At 72.6% G+C, this 18,358-nt stretch carries 15 protein-coding genes; 10 read left to right on the plus strand and 5 right to left on the minus strand.

Annotated elements, in window-relative coordinates; translation table 11 throughout:
- Positions 1 to 2: 2 nt before the first annotated feature.
- The 3 genes from AB0C38_RS09510 (at position 3) to AB0C38_RS09520 (ending at position 2,227) form a co-directional block, all read left to right on the plus strand.
- A complete protein-coding gene (locus AB0C38_RS09510; protein WP_360669195.1) occupies positions 3 to 632 on the plus strand; it encodes a hypothetical protein in 630 nt (209 codons plus the stop codon).
- 75 nt (positions 633 to 707) lie between these two features.
- A complete protein-coding gene (gene lspA / locus AB0C38_RS09515; protein WP_360669958.1) occupies positions 708 to 1,301 on the plus strand; it encodes a signal peptidase II in 594 nt (197 codons plus the stop codon).
- A complete protein-coding gene (locus tag AB0C38_RS09520) occupies positions 1,298 to 2,227 on the plus strand; it encodes an RluA family pseudouridine synthase (protein ID WP_360669198.1) in 930 nt (309 codons plus the stop codon). Before lspA ends, AB0C38_RS09520 begins: the two co-directional genes overlap by 4 nt.
- Here AB0C38_RS09520 and AB0C38_RS09525 read toward each other — a convergent pair.
- Positions 2,224 to 3,219: an AsnC family protein gene (locus AB0C38_RS09525; RefSeq protein WP_360669201.1), complete on the minus strand. Its 996-nt coding sequence runs from the start codon at positions 3,217 to 3,219 to the stop codon at positions 2,224 to 2,226. The two genes, AB0C38_RS09520 and AB0C38_RS09525, sit on opposite strands and share 4 nt — an antisense overlap.
- Before the next feature lie 234 nt (positions 3,220 to 3,453).
- Here AB0C38_RS09525 and AB0C38_RS09530 point away from each other — a divergent pair, with 234 nt between their 5' ends.
- From AB0C38_RS09530 to AB0C38_RS09550, 5 genes are all read left to right on the plus strand, one after another.
- On the plus strand, positions 3,454 to 8,427 hold the full coding sequence (locus AB0C38_RS09530) for a DUF885 domain-containing protein (RefSeq protein ID WP_360669204.1): 4,974 nt from the start codon (positions 3,454 to 3,456) through the stop codon (positions 8,425 to 8,427).
- Positions 8,428 to 8,539: 112 nt separating this feature from the next.
- Positions 8,540 to 9,745: a fumarylacetoacetase gene (gene fahA, locus AB0C38_RS09535; protein ID WP_360669206.1), complete on the plus strand. Its 1,206-nt coding sequence runs from the start codon at positions 8,540 to 8,542 to the stop codon at positions 9,743 to 9,745.
- A gap of 261 nt (positions 9,746 to 10,006) precedes the next feature.
- Positions 10,007 to 10,924, plus strand: coding sequence for a YhjD/YihY/BrkB family envelope integrity protein (locus tag AB0C38_RS09540; protein ID WP_360669209.1), 918 nt, complete (start codon positions 10,007 to 10,009; stop codon positions 10,922 to 10,924).
- A gap of 116 nt (positions 10,925 to 11,040) precedes the next feature.
- Entirely contained in the window at positions 11,041 to 11,634 is a 594-nt protein-coding gene (locus tag AB0C38_RS09545) for a hypothetical protein (RefSeq protein ID WP_360669211.1), read from the plus strand.
- Between the two features lie 82 nt (positions 11,635 to 11,716).
- Complete coding sequence (locus tag AB0C38_RS09550; protein ID WP_360669214.1) at positions 11,717 to 12,757, plus strand: LLM class F420-dependent oxidoreductase; 1,041 nt, start codon at positions 11,717 to 11,719, stop codon at positions 12,755 to 12,757.
- Positions 12,758 to 12,793: 36 nt separating this feature from the next.
- Here AB0C38_RS09550 and AB0C38_RS09555 read toward each other — a convergent pair whose 3' ends face one another.
- A complete protein-coding gene (locus AB0C38_RS09555) occupies positions 12,794 to 13,390 on the minus strand; it encodes a class F sortase (protein ID WP_360669217.1) in 597 nt (198 codons plus the stop codon).
- A 242-nt stretch (positions 13,391 to 13,632) separates the two neighbouring features.
- On the opposite strand from AB0C38_RS09555, the gene AB0C38_RS09560 reads away from it, so the two are divergent.
- Both AB0C38_RS09560 and AB0C38_RS09565 read left to right on the plus strand, forming a co-directional pair.
- Positions 13,633 to 14,580 carry an exopolyphosphatase gene (locus AB0C38_RS09560; protein WP_360669220.1) on the plus strand — a complete coding sequence of 316 codons (948 nt, stop codon included), beginning with the start codon at positions 13,633 to 13,635 and terminating at the stop codon, positions 14,578 to 14,580.
- A gap of 39 nt (positions 14,581 to 14,619) precedes the next feature.
- On the plus strand, positions 14,620 to 14,802 hold the full coding sequence (locus AB0C38_RS09565; RefSeq protein ID WP_360669223.1) for a hypothetical protein: 183 nt from the start codon (positions 14,620 to 14,622) through the stop codon (positions 14,800 to 14,802).
- On the opposite strand, the gene AB0C38_RS09570 is transcribed toward AB0C38_RS09565, so the two are convergent.
- From AB0C38_RS09570 to AB0C38_RS09580, 3 genes are read right to left on the minus strand one after another with little or no spacing between them, the layout of a single operon-like run.
- The gene (locus tag AB0C38_RS09570) at positions 14,783 to 17,188 is read right to left on the minus strand and encodes a glycosyl hydrolase family 65 protein (RefSeq protein WP_360669226.1); all 2,406 of its coding nucleotides are present in this window, start codon (positions 17,186 to 17,188) and stop codon (positions 14,783 to 14,785) included. The genes AB0C38_RS09565 and AB0C38_RS09570 overlap by 20 nt on opposite strands.
- Entirely contained in the window at positions 17,188 to 17,916 is a 729-nt protein-coding gene (locus AB0C38_RS09575) for a beta-phosphoglucomutase family hydrolase (protein WP_360669229.1), read from the minus strand. The genes AB0C38_RS09570 and AB0C38_RS09575 overlap by 1 nt, the downstream gene beginning before the upstream one ends.
- A gap of 9 nt (positions 17,917 to 17,925) precedes the next feature.
- Entirely contained in the window at positions 17,926 to 18,297 is a 372-nt protein-coding gene (locus AB0C38_RS09580) for a metalloregulator ArsR/SmtB family transcription factor (protein ID WP_285480339.1), read from the minus strand.
- Between the last annotated feature and the right edge of the window lie 61 nt (positions 18,298 to 18,358).

Genomic DNA, 18,358 nt, shown 5'->3' on the forward strand with positions numbered 1-18,358 from the left:
CGATGGGGGATGGACGACGATTCTGGTTCCCGTTGGCCGCGCTGGGGTTCGCCCAGCTCGTGATGGCCGTGGTCGCGCTGGTCCCGGACGCCCCGGCGGCCGGCGAGTTCGTGAACATGCGCGGCTACCAGATGTCCCAGGAGCTCCACGGCCTGGCGGTCGGCGGGGTCGGCGGCACCGGCGGCTGGTACTCGACCGGCGCCGTCGCGGTGGACGTCGTGCCGCCGGCGGCGCTCGGCTGGCTCGCCGGTCTCGCTTGCGTGGTGCTCGCCGTCGCGGGCTGGTACTGGCTGAGCCTGCGCCGGGCCGGCACGCCGCCGCGGCCCGTCCGGTTCGTGCTCGGCACCCTGGGCGCCCTGGTGGCCCTCCCGCTGCTCGACCTGGTCGGCGCCGTGGAGCTGCGGCTCTCCGGTGACGTCCGGGGCGAGCTCGTCGCGGCACTGGGGCTGCTGGTGCTGGCGGCCTACGAGCGCAGCTGGTTCGTGCTGGCCGTGACCGTGGTGTTCATGCTGGTCAGCGTGCTGTTCCCGACACCGGTGACCGGCACGCTGAGCGCGGCGGGCGTCCTGTTCACCGCCGCCTTCGCGGTCCTCCTGCGGCGCCCCCACGACACTGCCGCCGACACACCCTGACCAGCCGTGGACAATGGACGGGTGAGCACCGAGCCCAGCCACTCCGAACCCGACGCCGACACCGCCGCCGAGGCGGTGCCCGACCCCGCTGCCGACGCGCCGGAGAACCCCGGGGTCCCGGCGAAGCCGCTGCTGCCGAAGCGCCGCGTGGGCTGGGTGTTCGCCATCGCGGTCGTGTTCTGGGCGATCGACCTGGTGACGAAGAACCTGGTCGCCGCCAACCTCGAAGGCAAGGAGCCGGTCCGGATCCTCGGCGGGCTCATCTACCTGCAGGTGATCCGCAACCCGGGTGCGGCCTTCTCGATGGCCACCGGCATGACGTGGGTGCTCGCGCTGGTCGCGCTGGCCGTCGTCATCGCGATCATCTGGCTGTCCCGGCGGCTGCGCTCGATCGGCTGGGCCATCGGCCTCGGCCTGGTGCTCGCCGGCGCCACCGGCAACCTGACCGACCGCATCTTCCGCGCGCCCGGCGGGCTGCAGGGCCACGTCGTCGACTTCATCTCGGCGTTCGCCCCGAACGGCAAGGGCTTCGCGATCTTCAACATCGCCGACTCGGCGATCTGCGTCGGCGGCGCGCTCATCGTGCTGCTGTCGCTGCTGGGCAAGGACTACGACGGCACGTCGACCAAGGACAAGAAGAAGACCGAGAAGCAGGAGGAACAGGCGTGACGTCGCGGATGCTCCCGGTGCCCGACGGGCTCGACGGGATGCGGGTCGACGCCGGCCTCGCCAAGATGCTCGGGCTGTCCCGCACGGTCGTCGCCGAGCTCGCCGAATCCGGTGCGGTGCTGCTGAACGGCCAGCCGGCCGGCAAGTCGGACCGGCTCACCGCGGACGGCCTCCTGGAAGTGACCCTGCCGGAGCCGGCGAACCCGGTCGAAATCATCGCCGAGCCGGTCGAGGGCATGCGGATCCTGCACGACGACGACGACATCGTCGTGATCTCGAAGCCGGTCGGCGTCGCCGTGCACCCGAGCCCGGGCTGGACCGGCCCGACGGTCGTCGGCGGCCTGGCCGCGGCCGGCCTGCGCATCGCGACGTCGGGCGCGGCCGAGCGCCAGGGTGTCGTGCACCGGCTCGACGCGGGCACGACCGGCGTGATGGTGGTGGCCAAGAGCGAGCACGCGTACACCGTGCTGAAGCGCGCGTTCAAAGAGCGCACGGTCGACAAGGGCTACCACGCGATCGTCCAGGGCCACCCCGACCCGACGCGCGGCACGATCGACGCCCCGATCGACCGCCACCCGCGTCACGACTACAAGTTCGCGGTTGTCCAGGGCGGCCGCCCGAGCGTGACGCACTACGAGGTCGTCGAGGCGTTCCGCGCGGCGTCGCTGACCCACATCAAGCTCGAAACCGGGCGGACGCACCAGATCCGCGTCCACTTCTCGGCTTTGAAGCACCCCTGCGTCGGCGACCTGACGTACGGCGCGGACCCGGTTTTGGCTCGCCACCTGGGCCTGAACCGCCAGTGGCTGCACGCGAAGACGCTCGCGTTCGCCCACCCGGCGGACGGCCGGTGGGTCGAGTTCGAGTCGGAGTACCCGGACGACCTCGCGAACGCGCTGAAGATCCTGCAGGACGAAAGCTACTAGTCCTCGATCGACCAGGTCAGCGTGCGTTCGTCCGGCTCCGGCCGCGGGCTCCACCGGACCGACACGACCCGCGTCGCGTCCGGGAGGACGTACACCGTGTGGCCGCCCAGGGTTTCGCCGGGCGGGACGCCGATCTTGTGCGGTGGCCGCGACGTCAGCGAGACCGGGGCCTTGCCGATCGCGGTGCCGTCGGCGGCGAGCAGCTCGAGGTAGTTGTCCGGCAGCGAGGCGAACGGGATCGCCCCGCGGTTGGTGATCTCGGTGTGCACGACCACCGCGCGTTCGCCCTCTTCCAGGCGGTAGCCCGCCGCGCTGAACAGGTAGTCCGCCGGGTCCTGGACCTCCAGCAGCTGCACCGACAGCTGCTCGCCCTCCAGGCCCTGGGTTTCCAGGACCTCGCGGAGCCGGCCCTGCTTGCCGCCGGCCGGCGCCGCGGGGCGGGCGGGTTCGTCGCCGCGGGCCCACGACGCCGTCTGCGGCAGGCCCCACGTGCTCACCACCGGGTCCGGGGCCACCGGCGGCGGGGCGAACTGCTGGGGCGGACGCTGCTGCTGCCGGGGCGGCGGGCCCGGGTACCGCCCGGACGGCGTCCCTTGGACGTTGTACGGCCCCGAGGGTGCCCCTTGGACGTTGTACGGCCCCGAAGGCACGCCTTGCACGTTGTACGGCCCGGAGGGCACGCCGTGCGGGCCCGGCGGCGGCATCGGCGGCGCGGGCTGCTGCGGCACCGGCTGCGACGGCGGGGGCTGGAACTGCTGAGGTGGCCGGTTCGCCCACGACGGCGGCGAGCCCGCGATCGCCGCCCGGAGCCCCTGGGGGTCGCTTTCGACGCCGACGAGCAGCGGCAGCCCGCTGCCGGACAACGCCACCAGCCGGTAGGCGACCTCGCGCGGATCCATGCCGACCTTGGCCGCCAGCTCGTGCACCGCGGCCTTGCCGAGGTCGGCGAGCGCGGCGAGCAGGCGGGTATCCACGGGATCGGTCACGGCCACCCGCAAGACGCTACCGCCTCCCCGGAGCGGCTGCGCCGAGGTGGTCCGCCCCCGGCGAACGGCTCACCGTTCCTGTCGGTGATCTCCGTTACCAAGCCGGCCAAAGGTAGGCCGGCCCTCGAGCGGTACGTGCCATTGCCACGAAAGCCATCCGGCCGTGACTGTGGTCGGATTGGTAACGAACGGCACAGTAGGGTCGGCCGGGAGCACACCATCGACGCTGGGGGTCCTGCCATGACCGCGGTCACCGAGCTCGCCGACGAGTTCGTCGAAGCGCTGTTCGCCGCCGATCCGCTGACGCCTGCCGTGCTGGGCGTCCGCCCGGCCGAGCCCGGGCTGCCGGACCTGTCCGCCGAGGCCGAGCAGGCGCACCGGGCCCGGCTCGCGGAGTTCGCCGAGCGGGCCCGCGCGCTGGCCGTCGACGGGCTCTCGGCCGAAGACCGCGTCACCCGCGAGGTCCTGATCGCCACGGCGGAAGACCGGGTCGCGTCGATCGACAGCCGGATGGCCGAGTACACCGTCACCGACATCATGGTCGCGCCCGCGGCCTCGCTGCTCATGGTGCTGCCGATGACGACGGTGACGGCGGGCGAGGCCGCGGAGGCCCAGCTCGGCCGCCTGGCGGCGATCCCGGAGTACCTGCGCCAGGCCGCGCGGCGCCACGCCGAGGGCGTCGACGCCGGGCGCGTCCCGGTGGCGCACCTGGTCGACGCCGCGATCGCGCACCTCGACCGCTACCTCGCCGACCCGGACGCGGACCCGCTCCGCCGCCAGCCGGCGCCGGACGAGGAGTTCGGCCGCCGTCGCGACGAGCTGCTGGCCGAAGTCGTCCGCCCGGCCTTCGCCGAGTATCGCGAGTTCCTCATCGCCGAGGTGCAGCCGCACGGGCGCCCCGCCGACCGGCCGGGCCTGAAGTGGTTGCCCGGCGGCGAAGAGACGTACGCGCGGCTGGCGAAGGTGCACACGACCACCGACCGCACCCCCGAGGAGCTGCACCGGACGGGGCTCGACATCATCGACGCGCTGGCCGCCGAGTACCGCGAGCTGGGGCAGCGGGTGTTCGGCACCGACGACCTGGCGGAGATCTTCGAGCGCCTGCGCACCGACCCGGCCCTGCGCTGGACCAGCGGCGAGGAGCTCCTGGACACCGCCCGCACGGCGGTGGCCCGGGCCACCGCCGAGGCGCCGAAGTGGTTCGGGACCGTGCCGTCGCAGCCGTGCCTGGTCGAAGCGGTGCCCGAGGAGGCCGCGCCCGGCGCGCCCCCGGCGTACTACCTGCGCCCGGCCGCCGACGGCTCCCGGCCCGGCATCTACTTCGCGAACACCCACGAGGCCACCGAGCGGTTCCGGCACTCGGCCGAGTCGGTCGCGTTCCACGAAGCGGTGCCGGGGCACCACTTCCAGCTGAGCGTCGCGACCGGCCTGACCGACCTGCCGCTGCTGCGCCGCATCGGCTCCTTCACCGCCTACACCGAGGGCTGGGGCCTCTACAGCGAGCGCCTCGCCGAGGAGATGGGGCTGTACTCCGACGACGTCGCCCGGTTCGGCATGCTGACCGCCGACTCGATGCGGGCGGGCCGCCTGGTCGTCGACACCGGCCTGCACGCGCTGGGGTGGAGCCGCCAGGAGGCCGTCGACTACCTGGCCGAGCACACGCCGATGGCCCGCGTCGAGATCGAGGCCGAGATCGACCGCTACATCGCGTGGCCGGGCCAGGCGCTGGCGTACATGGTGGGGCGGCTGGAGATCCAGCGGATCCGCACCGGCGCCGAGGAGCGGCTCGGCTCCCGGTTCGACATCCGCGCGTTCCACGACCTCGTGCTCGCCGGGGGCGCGCTGCCGCTCTCGGCGCTCGCCTCCGCCGTCGACGACTGGGTGGCCGGGCACGGCGACACGGCCAACGGCCTGGCCGCCGAGCTCGTCGAGCTGACCTTCGAGCAGGAGCCGCTGTACCCGTCGGTCTTCGGCCTGCCCGCCGACCACGACCGGCTCGCCGACCAGAGCCGGGCCGCGCAGGAGCGGTACCTCGCCGCGTTCCGGGACCTGGCCGCCCGCGCCCGGGCGTTGCCCGCCGGCAGCCTGTCCGCGGAAGAGGCGGTGACGCGCGAAGTCGTCGTCGCCTCCGCCGAGGTGGAGGCCGACCGGCTCGGGGCCCGCAGCGCCGACATCGCGGTCAGCGACGGGCTGACCGCGCCCGCGCTGGGGCTGCTGCTGTACCTGCCGTACTACCAGCTCGACGACGAGAAGAAGGCCCGCGGCTACCTCGCCCGGCTCGGCGCGATCGGCACGTTCCTCGAGACGCTGACCGAGCGGCAGCGGGAGAGCCTGGCCGAGGGGCTCGTGCCGGCGGCGTACCTCGCCCGCGTCGGCGTCGAGTACATCGAGCGCTACCTCGCCGCGCCGGACAGCGACCCGCTGAAGGTGGGCACGACGGCGGCCGTCGAGGGCTTCGAAGCCGAACGCGACCGGCTGCTCGCCGAAGTCGTCCACCCGGCCTACGCCCGCTACCGCGACTTCCTGCGCACCGAGGTCGAGCCGGTCGGCCGGCCCGACACCGCGCCCGGGATCGGTCACGTGCCGGGCGGCCCGGAGCGCTACGCGGCTTTGATCCGCGCGGAGACGACGACCGAGCGCACGGCGCAGGACCTGCACGACACCGGGCTGGCGATCATCGAATCGCTGGCGGAGGAGTACCGCGAGCTGGGGCAGAAGGTGTTCGGCACCACCGATCTCGCCGAGATCTTCGAGCGCCTGCGCACCGATCCGGCGTTGCGCTGGCGCGACGGCGAGGAGCTGCTGTCCGCGGCCCGGGACGCCATCGCCCGCGCCGAAGCCGTGGCGCCGCAGTGGTTCTCGCGCATCCCGGCCGAGAAGTGCGAGGTCGCGCCGGTGCCCGAGGCCGACGCGGCGAGCGGCACGATCGCGTACTACCTCCAGCCGTCGCTCGACGGTTCGCGGCCGGGCACCTACTACGCCAACACGCACGAGGCCGACAAGCGCCCGCGGTTCACCAGCGAGGCGATCGCGTTCCACGAAGCCGTGCCGGGCCACCACTTCCAGCTCAGCCTGGCCCAGGAGCTGCGGGACCTGCCGCTGCTGCGGCGGATCGGCATGTTCAACGCCTACGCGGAGGGCTGGGGGCTCTACGCCGAGCGGCTGGCCGACGAGATGGGCCTGTATGCCGACGACGTCGCCCGGCTGGGCATGCTGACGCAGGACTCGATGCGGGCGGGCCGGCTGGTCGTCGACACCGGGATGCACGCGCTGGGCTGGAGCCGGCAGCGGGCGATCGACTTCCTCGTCGAGAACACGCCGATGGCGCGGATGGAGATCGAGGCGGAGATCGACCGGTACGTCGGCTGGCCGGCCCAGGCCCTCGGGTACATGGTGGGGCGGCTGGAGATCCAGCGGCTGCGCGCCGGGGCCGAGGAAGCGCTCGGCGAGGGCTTCGACATCCGGGAGTTCCACGAAGTCGTGCTGGGCCACGGCATGCTGCCGCTTTCGGCGCTGGCCAAGGTCGTCACCGACTGGGTCGCGAGCCGGACCGACACCCCGGACTCGCTCGCGGACGAGTGCCTGGAGCTGATGTTCGAGGCGCAGCCGCTGCTGCCGTCGCTCTACGGTCTCCCCGGCGCGCACGACCGGCTCGCCGACCAGTCCGCCGAGGCGGGCGCCCGGCAGCGCGCCGCGTTCGCCGGGCTCATCAGGCGGGCCGAAGCCCTCGACGCGGCGGCGTTGGCACCGGACGCGCGCGTCACCCGCGACGTCGTGATCTGGCAGGCGCGCACGCTGATCGACGTGCTCGACTCGGGCCGCGCTGACATCGCGGTGAGCGACGGGCTCGCGGCGCCGGCGCTGGAACTGCTGATGGAGCTGCCGCAGACGGTGCTCGACGACGAGGCGAAGGCCCGCGGCTACCTGAGCCGGCTCGCGGCGGTCGGCACGTACCTGGACCAGCTGATCGAGCGGCAGCGGGCGGCGCTCGCCGAGGGCCTCACACCGCCGGAGTTCCTGGCGCGCATCGGCGTCGGGTACGTCGAGCGTTACCTCGCGGCTCCGGAAGCCGATCCGCTGAAGGTGCCGGTCCACGGGCTCGAGGCCGAGCGTGACCGGTTGCTGGCCGAAGTCGTGTACCCGGCGTACGCGCGCTACCGGGACTTCCTGGCCGGCGAAGTGGTCCCGGTCGCGCGGCCGGAGACGTCGCCGGGCATCGGTGACCTGCCGGGCGGCCCGGAGCGTTATGCGGCGTTGATCCGCGCGGAGACGACGACCGAGCGCACGGCCCAGGACCTGCACGACACCGGGCTGGCGATCATCGAGCGGCTGGCGGGGGAGTACCGCGAGCTGGGGCAGAAGGTGTTCGACACGACCGACCTCGCGCAGATCTTCGAGCGGATCCGCACGGACCCGGCGCTGCGCTGGCGGGACGGTGACGAGCTCCTGGACGCCGCCCGGCGGACGATCGCGCGGGCGGAAGCCGTGGCGCCGCAGTGGTTCTCGCGCATTCCCGAGCAGAAGTGCGAGGTCGCGGCGGTGCCCGCCGCCGAGGCCGAGAGCGGCTCGATCGCGTACTACATCGACCCGTCGCTCGACGGTTCGCGCCCGGGCACGTACTACGCCAACACGCACGAGGCGGACCAGCGGCAGCGGACGCTCGGCGAGTCGGTCGCGTTCCACGAAGCCGTGCCGGGGCACCACTTCCAGCTGACGCTCGCGCAGCAGCTCACCGGAGTCCCGCTGCTGCGGCGGATCGCCATGTTCAACGCCTACGCCGAAGGCTGGGGGTTGTACGCGGAACGGCTCGCCGACGAGATGGGGCTGTACTCCGACGACGTCTCGCGCCTCGGCCTGCTGACGCAGGACTCGATGCGAGCGGCCCGGCTGGTCGTCGACACCGGGTTGCACGCGCTGGGCTGGAGCCGGCAACGGGCGGTGGACTTCCTCGTCGAGAACACGCCGATGGCGCAGATCGAGATCGAGGCGGAGATCGACCGCTACGCCGGCCACCCCGGCCAAGCGCTCGGCTACATGGTGGGGCGCCTGGAGATCGAGCGCCTGCGCGCCGACGCCGAGCGGGCGCTGGGCGAGCGGTTCGACATCCGCGAGTTCCACGACACGGTGCTGGGCAGCGGAACCCTGCCGCTCCCGGTCCTGGCGGACGTGGTGGCCACCTGGGTCGCGGCCCGCTCCACCGGGGACAAGGAGTGAAACGCCGTGTCGACCCGCCAATCACGCGTGTCGACTCCCCGATCACGCGTGTCGGCTCTGTGAGCACGGGTGAGATGACCCGGCTCGGCCCGGACGACGAGGAGCAGCAGACGTGACCTGGCTCGACCTTGCCGACGACACGCCGTTCGGTCTGGACAACCTGCCTTACGGCGTGTTCTCGGTCGGGGGCGCGCCCGAGCGGCGGGTCGGCGTGCTCGTCGGGGAGCAGGTCCTCGACCTGACCGCCGCGGCCGCCGAGACCGCGTCGGCGTTCGCTCCGCTGCTCACCGGCGGGGTGCTCAACCCGCTGCTGGCCGCCGGGCCGGAGACCTGGCGGGAGGTCCGCGAGAGTGTCCGGACCTGGCTGACCGAACCCCGGTACGCCGACTCGCTGCGCCCGCACCTCGTGCCGCTGGCCGAGGTGAGCACGCACCTGGCGTTCGAGGTCGCCGACTACGTCGACTTCTACTCGAGCGAGCAGCACGCCCTCAACGCCGGCCGGATCTTCCGGCCGGACGCGGCCGGGCTGCCGCCGAACTGGAAGCACGTGCCGATCGGCTACCACGGCCGGGCGGGCACGGTCGTCACGTCGGGCACGCCGGTCGTCCGCCCGCACGGGCAGCGCAAGCCGCGCAACGCCGACGCTCCTTCGTTCGGCCCGTCGCAGCGGCTGGACATCGAGGCGGAGGTCGGGTTCGTCGTCGGCGTCCCGTCCACCCCGGGCACGCCGGTGTCCACAGAGGACTTCGCGAGCCACGTCTTCGGCGTCTGCCTGGTCAACGACTGGTCGGCCCGCGACATCCAGGCCTGGGAGTCCCAGCCGCTGGGCCCGTTCCTCGGCAAGTCGTTCGCGACGTCGGTGTCGCCGTGGATCGTCCCCCTCGCGGCGCTGGAGCACGCGCGGGTCGAGGGCCCGCCGCAGGACCCGGAACCGTTCGAGTACCTGCGCACCGGCGAAAAGTGGGGGCTGGACCTGGCGATCGAGGTCCGGCTCAACGGCCACCTGGTGTCGAGCCCGCCGTTCGCGACCCAGTACTGGACGGCGCCGCAGCAGCTGGCGCACCTGACGGTCAACGGCGCGAGCCTGCGCACCGGCGACCTGTTCGCCTCGGGCACGGTGACGGGCCCGGACCGCGACCAGCGCGGCTCGTTCCTGGAGCTGTCCTGGGGCGGCCGCGAGCCGCTGGACCTCCCGGACGGCAAGCGGCGAACGTTCCTGGAGGACGGCGACGAGGTGGTGATCAGCGCGACGGCCCCCGGCCCGGCCGGAACCCGAGTCGGTTTCGGCGACGTGCGCGGCACGGTGGTCCCCGGCTGACCCGCGGCGAATTCCGGAATCCGCGTGATCCGAACCGGAACTCGCGTGATTGAACGCGTGACTCGCGTGCTCGGAACCGGAACTCGCGAGTTACGGCCCCGATCACGTGAATCACGGGCCGGATCACGCGAGATCCGGCTGTGATCACGCCGGATCGTGCGAGATCCGGCCGTGACGTTTTCGCTGCTGCCGGGTCGGACTGCGGGGGACGCGCGCGGATGAGAGGGTCGGCCGGTGGGACGTGGAGCGGGGAAAGCCGCCTTGGGCAGGGGCGTCCGGCGGGCCGGGGCGACCCTGGCCCGGTACCGCGAACGCGACGGTGACCATTACGCGGCCGCGGTCACCTTCTTCAGCCTGCTCGCGCTGGTCCCGCTGGTGATGGTCGCCGTCTCGGTGGCCGGGTTCGTGCTGGCCGGTGACCGGCTGCTCGCGACCGAGCTCGACCGGGTCATCGACGGCTCGCTGCCGCCCGAGATCGGCGGGCAGGTCACCGGTGTCGTGCACACGGTCGTGGGCGAACGCGGCCGGATCGGGCTGCTCGCGCTCGCCGTCGCCGCCTACTCGGGCTGGAGCTGGATCAGCAACGTCCGCGACGCGGTCACCGCGATGCTCGGCCAGGAACGCACCGCACGGCCGCTGCTGCGCGGCATCGTCGCCGACGTCTTCGCGCTCGCCGGCGTCGGGCTCGCGATGGCCGTGTCGTTCGGGCTGGCCGCGCTCACCGGCGCGGCCGGCACCTGGCTCCTGCACCTGACCGGGCTGGGCGGCGGCTTCGCGCGCTTCGTGCTCGTCGCGGGCTCGCTCCTGCTCGGCCTCGCGGCGAACTGGCTGGTCATCGCCTGGTGCCTGGCCCGGCTGCCGCGCCGGCCGCTGCCGCTGCGTTCGACGCTGCGCCCGGCCGTGGCCGCCGCCGTCGGGCTCGGCGCGATCCAGCAGGCCGGCGGGCTCTACCTGGGCCTGCTGGGCCGGTCGCCGGCCGTCGCCGCGTTCGGCACCCTCGTCGGCGTGCTGCTGTTCGTCTACCTGATCGTCCGCTGGCTGCTGATGGTCACTGTGTGGCTCACGGTCCGGGACGAGCGCCCGGCCGGCACGCTCGCCGCCGACGTCCGCTACGCCGGGACGACGCTCGGCGCCGGCGCGTCGGCGGAGCTGGTGGTCCGGACGCTCGCCGGACGCTGAGCTGCCGGTGTGGTTCGATACCCGGCGTGTCGGCGACGTCTGTTCCACACTCGGCCACGGTCGTCATGACGGACGACCCCTGGTACGCCTCCGGAACTTTCTGGACGATTGTCGCTGTGGTCGTCGCGATCGTCTTGGGACTCGGCGCGATCGTGGCAACCTACCGTTCGGCCGGTCCCCGGCACCGGCTGCACCTCTACACGTCGGCGCGGACACCACTCCTGCACCACAACGGCAAGCAGCTCGGCCTGCGGATCATGCTGACCGATCAAGAGCCGGCGGATCCGCAGCTGGTGACGGTCAACGTCGTCAGCCGGGGTCGACGAGACATAACCAGGGGCAGCTTCGACGGTCCGATCGTCCTGGATGTGGGAACCCGGATCATCGGGCAGCTCGCCTTCGACTCCGAGGGGGCGGGAGTGACTCCGCCGCCCCCGGTCGAACTGGTCGAGGAGCGCCTCGAAGTCCAGCCCAGCCTGATCAAGGCCGGCCAGCGTCTGAGCTACACCTTGCTCGTCGACGGCACACCGGCGTTCTCGCCACGGTGCAAGCTCAGCGACGTCGAAGTCGTCACGGTTCGGCCGGAGCCCGAGATCACTGTCGGGCGAATACTGAGGACCTACCGCTGGCGGGTGCACGCGCTTCCGATCTTGGTCGTCCTGACGATTCTCGTCGTGCTCGACCTGGTGGCCGGCTCCTGGGACCGGTGAGTGGTGCTGCGCACACCGCCGGGCCGCCGGCTTGCCGCATAATGACCCCTACTAAGCGCTTGCTCAGCACGGGAGGACGTCCATGAGGATCGGGACCGCGATCAGCTACGCCGGAGGCTTCGCCGAGAGCGTCGCCGACGTCGTCGAACTGGAGAAGGCCGGCCTCGACGTCGTCTTCGTGCCGGAGGCCTACTCCTTCGACGCCGTCAGCCAGCTCGGCTACCTGGCCGCGAAGACCGAGCGCGTCCAGCTCGCGTCGGGCATCTTCCAGATCTACACCCGCACGCCGACCCTCACCGCGATGACCGCGGCCGGGCTCGACTTCGTCTCCGACGGGCGGTTCATCCTCGGGCTCGGCGCCTCCGGGCCGCAGGTCATCGAAGGTTTCCACGGCGTGAAGTACGACGCGCCGCTGGCCCGCACCCGCGAGATCGTCGAGATCTGCCGCCAGGTGTGGCGCCGCGAGCGGGTCGTCCACGACGGCAAGCACTACACGATCCCGCTGCCGCCGGAGCAGGGCACCGGCCTCGGCAAGCCGCTCAAGCTGATCAACCACCCGGTGCGCGAGCGGATCCCGGTGCTGCTGGCCTCGCTCGGGCCGAAGAACGTCGCGCTGACCGCCGAGATCGCCGAGGGCTGGCAGCCGATCTTCTTCCACCCGGAGAAGGCCGCCGACGTCTGGGGCGAGTCCCTGGCCGCGGGCAAGGCCAAGCGCGACCCGGCGCTGGGCGAGCTGGACACCTTCGTCAGCCTCGCGCTGGCGATCGGCGACGACGTCGAGCCGCTGCTCGACCACCTGCGCCCGCTCGTGGCCCTCTACGTCGGCGGGATGGGCGCGCGCGGCAAGAACTTCTACAACGACCTCGCCCGCCGCTACGGCTACGAGGCCGAGGCGAAGCTGATCCAGGACCTCTACCTCGACGGCAAGAAGGAAGAGGCCGCGGCGGCCGTGCCGCTCGAGCTGCTGCGCTCGATCTCTCTGGTCGGCCCGGCCGGGTACGTCAAGGAGCGGCTGGCGGCGTTCAAGGAAGCGGGGGCGAGCACGCTGGTCGTCAACCCGATGCTGCCCGGCCGCGAGGCGCGCGTCGCGGCGGTGGCCCAGCTGCGGGACCTGCTCGGCTGAGCCCGGACGCCGCGAATGAGTCATTCGCGACCGGCGTCAGACCGGGACCGCGTAGACGGCGATCCGCGGGGAGTCGGTCCCGGCGAGGTCGTGGGTCCCGTCGCTGGTGATCAGCCGCAGCTCGGGGCCCGGGCCGTCCGGGGCGACGAGCGTGCTGTCCGGCTCGCCCGGCGGGAACGACGCGGTCTTGCGGACCTGGAAGCGGGCCTCGCGGCCTTCGTCGTCGCGCACGACCACCGCGGCGCCCGGCATCAGCGCACCGAGGCTGGCGAACGCTCCGCTCGAGTACCCGAAGCCGGAGTGCCCGGACAGCACCGCGACGCCCGGGGCGCCGGGGGCCGGGCCGTCGGCGAACCAGCCGACGCCCAGCGCCGTGCCGGGCTGCTCCCGGCGGCCGCCGACGTGGCCGAGGTGCACCAGGTGGTTCAGCGCGAGGCCCAGGTCGGGGATCACCAGCGCGACCGGCAGGACGCCGGCGCCGACGGTCACGGGCCGGTCCACGGCCGCACCGTGGCCGGCCGGGGCGCCCGGGGTGAGCACCGCCGTGACGCCGAGCAGGACGCAACCGAGCCCGGCCACCACCGCGAGCACGGCGGCGGCCGGCCGTACGAGCGTCGCGTGCCGCTCACCCACGTTCCCCTGCCGCACGCCGGTAAGTCGGGACGCGGGGAGCGGGCGTTACCGAATCGTGTCCAGCAGTGGTGCGGTTCACTCGATCGGGTTATCCCACTGTGACCTTCGCGTCAACAAGGCACGACCGGAGGGGGTAAAACCGTCAATCACCGGCAGATCTCGGCGATTTCGGGCAGTATTGCGTGTTTCGACCTGTCGAACTGGGGATATCCACCCGTGGCGGAAGTGAGGTGCGCCGAGTCGTGCGAAAAATCGAAGAGCCCGCGGTGGGCGTACTGGACGTCGGATCGTTCAGCGCCCGCTTGGTGGTGGTCTCGGTGGACGGTTCGCCTCGCGAGCCGCTGCTGAACCACCAGACGCGGCTGCGCCTCGATCGCGAGCTCGACACCCGCGGCCGGCTTTCCGCCCGCGGCATCGCCGCCGTCACGGCCGCCGTCGCCGCCGGCATGACCAGCGCGTACCGCCACGGCGTGAGCCACATCTACCCGCTCGCGACGTCCTCCATCCGCGACGCCGCCAACGCGGCCGACGTCGTCCGGCACGTCGCCGGCGAAACCGGCGTCGAGCTGCGGTTCCTCTCGGGCCGCCGCGAAGCCGAACTGACCTATCTGGCCGCCCGCCGCTGGTACGGCGCCGAGGCCGGGCCGCTGCTGGTGCTCGACATCGGCGGTGGCACGGTCGAGCTCGCCGCGGGCCGCGGCGACCAGGCCACGTTCGCGCGGTCGCTGCCGCTGGGCGCGCGGTCGATGACCCGCGACTGGATGCCGGGCGAGCGCGTGTCGACCAAGCAGGTCAAGGCGCTTCGCGCGCACGCGCTGGACGTCGTGACCACCACGTTGCTGGCCGCGGACGTCGACGACCCGCGCGTCGTCGGCTGTTCGAAGGTGCTGCAGCAGCTCGCCCGGCTGGCGGGCGCCCGCCCGAGCCGGTGCCGGGAGCTGCGGCTCGACGACCTGCGCGCCTGGATCCCGCGGCTCGCCGCGCTGCCGCCGTCCAAGCGCGCGAAGCTGCCGGGCATCTCCCGCAGCCGCGCGCACCAGGCTCTGGCGGGCGCGATCGTGGCGGAAGCGCTGCTGACGGTCGCGGGCGGCAAGGTCGCGATCTGCCCCTGGTCGACCCGTGACGGCCTGCTGCTGACCCTGCAGGACAAAGCCCGGGAAAAGGCCGGGAACAAGGTCGCGGCGGCCTGACCCCTGGTCGTGGCCGGGAAAACCGGGTATTCCGGAAGAATGAGCCAACAGCAGCACAGCCACGCCCGTGACGACGAAGACGACGAGCTCCCGAAGCTCCCCACTCCCGGCGCGCTGACGCACGACGTGCCGACCGCGCCGGACCCGGACGTGAACCCGGGCGGGACCGAAGATGTGCCGGTCCCACCCGGGCGGGATGCCGTCAGCGACCTTCCAGGGTGACCGGGTTGGTCGGATCCGCGTACTGACGCACCTTTTCCGAGTCACGCCGCATCGGCGCCCGGCCCGGGGGCTGCCCCGGCGGGTCGCCCGCGTCGATCTTCGGGATCGCGAACCGCTGCGGCTCGGCGGTGACCGTGACGCGCTCGCCGTGGTGCCGCACTTCCAGCGGCTCGCCGTCCAGCACGTGGTAGGTCGCCTGGTCGCGGTCGATCTCGACCTGGAACCGGGTGCCGCGGAACATCAGGCGAAAGGTGATCCGGTCCAGCTGCGGCGGCAGCCGCGGCGAGAACGCCAGCGTCGAGCCGTGGTCGCGCAGGCCGCCGAACCCGGCCACGGCACCCTGCCACGCCCCGGCCAGCGACGCCATGTGCAGGCCGTTGCGCACGTTGTTGTGCACGTCGTGCAGGTCGGTCAGCGCGGCTTCGGCGAGGTAGTCGTACGCCAGCTCGAGGTGCCCGACCTCGGCCGCGACCACCGCCTGCGTGCCCGCCGAAAGCGAGGAGTCGCGCACGGTCCTCGCTTCGTAGTAGGCGAAGTTGCGGGCTTTCTCCTCCGGGCTGAACGAGTCGCCGCACAGGTACAGCGCCAGCACCAGGTCCGCCTGCTTCACGACCTGCTTGCGGTACAGGTCGAAGTACGGGAAGTGCAGCAGCAGCGGGTAGTGCGCGATGTCCGTGTGCTCGTAGTCCCACTCGTCGTGGTCGAGGAAGCCCTCCGACTGCGGGTGCACACCGAGTTCTTCGTCGTAGGGCAGGAACATCGCCGCGGCCGCCGCGCGCCACGAGTCCAGCTCGACCGTGTCGACGCCGAACCGCGCCGCCACGTCCGGCTGGCGTTCGCACGACTCCGCCGCCGCCAGCAGGTTCCGCTTCGCCATCAGGTTCGTGTAGACGTTGTTGTCCGCCACCGCGGAATACTCGTCCGGCCCGGTGACGCCGTCGATGCGGAAGGCGCCGTGCCGGTCGTGGTGGCCCAGCGACGCCCACAGCCGCGCGGTTTCGAGCATCAGCTCGGTGCCGTAGTCGCGCTCGAACTCGTCGTCGCCGGTCGCGTTGAGGTAGCGCACCACGGCGTCGGCGATGTCCGCGCTGACGTGGAACGCCGCCGTGCCCGCCGGCCAGTAGGCCGAGCACTCGGCGCCGTTGATCGACCGCCACGGGAACGCCGCGCCGCGCAACCCCAGCTGGTGCGCGCGTTCCCGCGCCTTGTCCATTGTGGAGTGCCGCCAGCGCAGGGCGTCGCGCGCCGCGTCCGGCATCGTGTAGGTGAGCACCGGCAGGACGAACGACTCGGTGTCCCAGAAGGCGTGCCCGTCGTAGCCCGGCCCGGTCAGCCCCTTGCCGGCGATCGCGCGGCTTTCGCCGCGGGCCCCGGCCTGCAGGAGGTGGAACAGCGCGAAGCGAACCGCTTGCTGCAGCTCGGGATCGCCCTCTATCTCGATGTCCGAGGTGGCCCAGAAGTCGTCGAGGAACTGGCGCTGCTCGGTGACCAGGCCCTTCCAGCCGGTCTGGCGCGCGCCCGCGAGCGCGGCCTCGACCTGCGACCGCAGTGCGGGCACCGACCGCTGCGCCGACCAGCCGTAGGCGAGGAACTTCGTGATGCGCAGCCGCCCGCCCTTCGGCACGTCGACCGCGACGGTGAGCCGCGCGAGGTCCTCCTCGGAGTGGATGCGGGCGCGGATCCCGTCGTCCACCTCGATCTTGTGGTCCATCGCCGCGGCCATCCGCAGCCCGGACCGGCGGGTCTGGTGCACCAGCACGGCGTTGTAGTCGGACGCGCGGTGGAACTCGCCGACCAGCGGCGAGTTCAGCGCGGCGGCCACCCGCGGGTCGCTGGTGTCGGACTCGATCGGCTCGTTGGCCAGCAGGTCGGACTGGACGACCAGCTGCAGGTCCTCGTCGAGCGGCTCGACCTCGTACCGGATCGCGGCGACCGCGCGCTGGGTGAACGACACCAGCCGCTCGGTGCGCACGCGGACCCGCCGCCCGGTCGGCGACGACCATTCGGTGCTGCGGCACAGCGTGCCCTTGCGGAAGTCGAGCACCCGGTCGTGCTTGGTGGCGGCGCCGTAGCGCATGTCGAGCGGCTCGTCCTCGACGAGCAGCCGGATGATCTTGCCGTCGGTCACGTTGACGACGGTCTGGCCCTCTTCGGGGTAGCCGTAGCCCGCTTCGGCGTAGGGGAGCTCGTGCTGCTCGTAGAACCCGTTGAGGTAGGTGCCGGGCAGCCCGCGCGGCTCGGCCTCCTCGAGCGTGCCGCGCATCCCGATGTGCCCGTTCGACACGGCGAACGCCGACTCGGTGCGCTGCAGGGCGTCGACGTCCATGCCGCGCCAGCGCAGCTCCCACGGCGAACATTCGTAGCCGCGGGGTTCTTCTTCGGTCATCAATCCTCCAGGAGGTCGGCGAGGTCGTCGACGACGATGTCGGCCCCGTGGGCCCGGAGCTGCTCGGCCTGGTTCGCGCGGTTCACGCCCACGACGTAACCGAAGTTGCCGGCCTTCCCGGCCTGCACGCCGGACTGGGCGTCCTCGAACACGGCCGCGTGCGCGGGCTCGACGCCGAGTGCTTCGGCGCCGGCCAGGAACGAGTCCGGCGCGGGCTTGCCCTTGAGGTTCCGCTCACGGATGGTGAGGCCATCGACGCGGGCTTCGATGTACTTGGTCAGGTCACCGGCGTCGAGCACCTTGGCGCCGTTCGCCGACGACGTCACGACGGCGATCCGCAGGCCGGCCGCCTTGGCCGCCTCGAGGTACCGGATCGAGCCGGGGTAGGGGTTGACCCCACGTTCGTCGATGATTTTCAGGACCAGCTCGTTCTTGCGGTTGCCGACGCCGTTCACGGTCGGGGCGTCCGGGGCGTCGTCGGGAGTGCCTTCCGGCAGCTCGATCCCGCGCGAGCGCAGGAATTCGCGAACTCCGTCGGCGCGCGGGCGGCCGTCCACATAGGTCGCGTAGTCCTGGTCGGTGAACTCCCGGAAGTCAGCACCGTCGCGGGCGTGCAGAAACTCGTCGAAAGTCCGTTTCCAGGCTTGGCTGTGGAGAACCGCGGTGCCGGTCAACACTCCGTCGAGGTCGAACAGGCAGGCGGTGATGGTCTCGGGCAGTCCCGTCATGCCCGCACGCTACCGGTCCTCGTCGGTCACGGGCTGTGCCGGGTGCGGCCGTACCCGATGGATGAGCTCGTGCACGGTGGCGTCCGCGAGTCGGTAGCGCACGACGCGCCCGGTGCGCTGCGTGGTGACCAGCCCGTGCGCGCGCAGCAGCCGCAGGGCCTGGGAAACCGCGGTGTCCGTCATGCCGGTGACCGCGGCGAGATCGGTGACGCTGATTTCGCGGGCGTAGTGGATCGAGACCAGCAGAGCCAGCCGGGACGGGTCGGCGACCACGGAGAAGCGCTGGGCCCACTCGTCGATGACGGCCCGGTCGCCCAGCCCGTCGACCGCGGCGGCCACCCGTTCGGGGTCGATGAGCTTGCGGCCGGCGTCGTTGTCCACCCCCGGATGATTCCACCCGGGCCGGGACCGCCGGTGGCCTGGGTCACGCCCCGCTTGACGC

It is taken from the genome of Amycolatopsis sp. NPDC048633 (genome assembly GCF_040650695.1).
Taxonomy (GTDB): domain Bacteria; phylum Actinomycetota; class Actinomycetes; order Mycobacteriales; family Pseudonocardiaceae; genus Amycolatopsis.

Bases quoted from the DNA above. Each gene is read 5' to 3' on its own strand.
- AB0C38_RS09510 (WP_360669195.1), top strand. From the start codon at position 3: ATGGGGGATGGACGACGATTCTGGTTCCCGTTGGCCGCGCTGGGGTTC.
- AB0C38_RS09530 (WP_360669204.1), top strand. From the start codon at position 3,454: ATGACCGCGGTCACCGAGCTCGCCGACGAGTTCGTCGAAGCGCTGTTC.
- AB0C38_RS09550 (WP_360669214.1), top strand. From the start codon at position 11,717: ATGAGGATCGGGACCGCGATCAGCTACGCCGGAGGCTTCGCCGAGAGC.
- AB0C38_RS09565 (WP_360669223.1), top strand. From the start codon at position 14,620: ATGAGCCAACAGCAGCACAGCCACGCCCGTGACGACGAAGACGACGAG.
- AB0C38_RS09570 (WP_360669226.1), bottom strand. From the start codon at position 17,188: ATGACCGAAGAAGAACCCCGCGGCTACGAATGTTCGCCGTGGGAGCTG.
- AB0C38_RS09575 (WP_360669229.1), bottom strand. From the start codon at position 17,916: ATGACGGGACTGCCCGAGACCATCACCGCCTGCCTGTTCGACCTCGAC.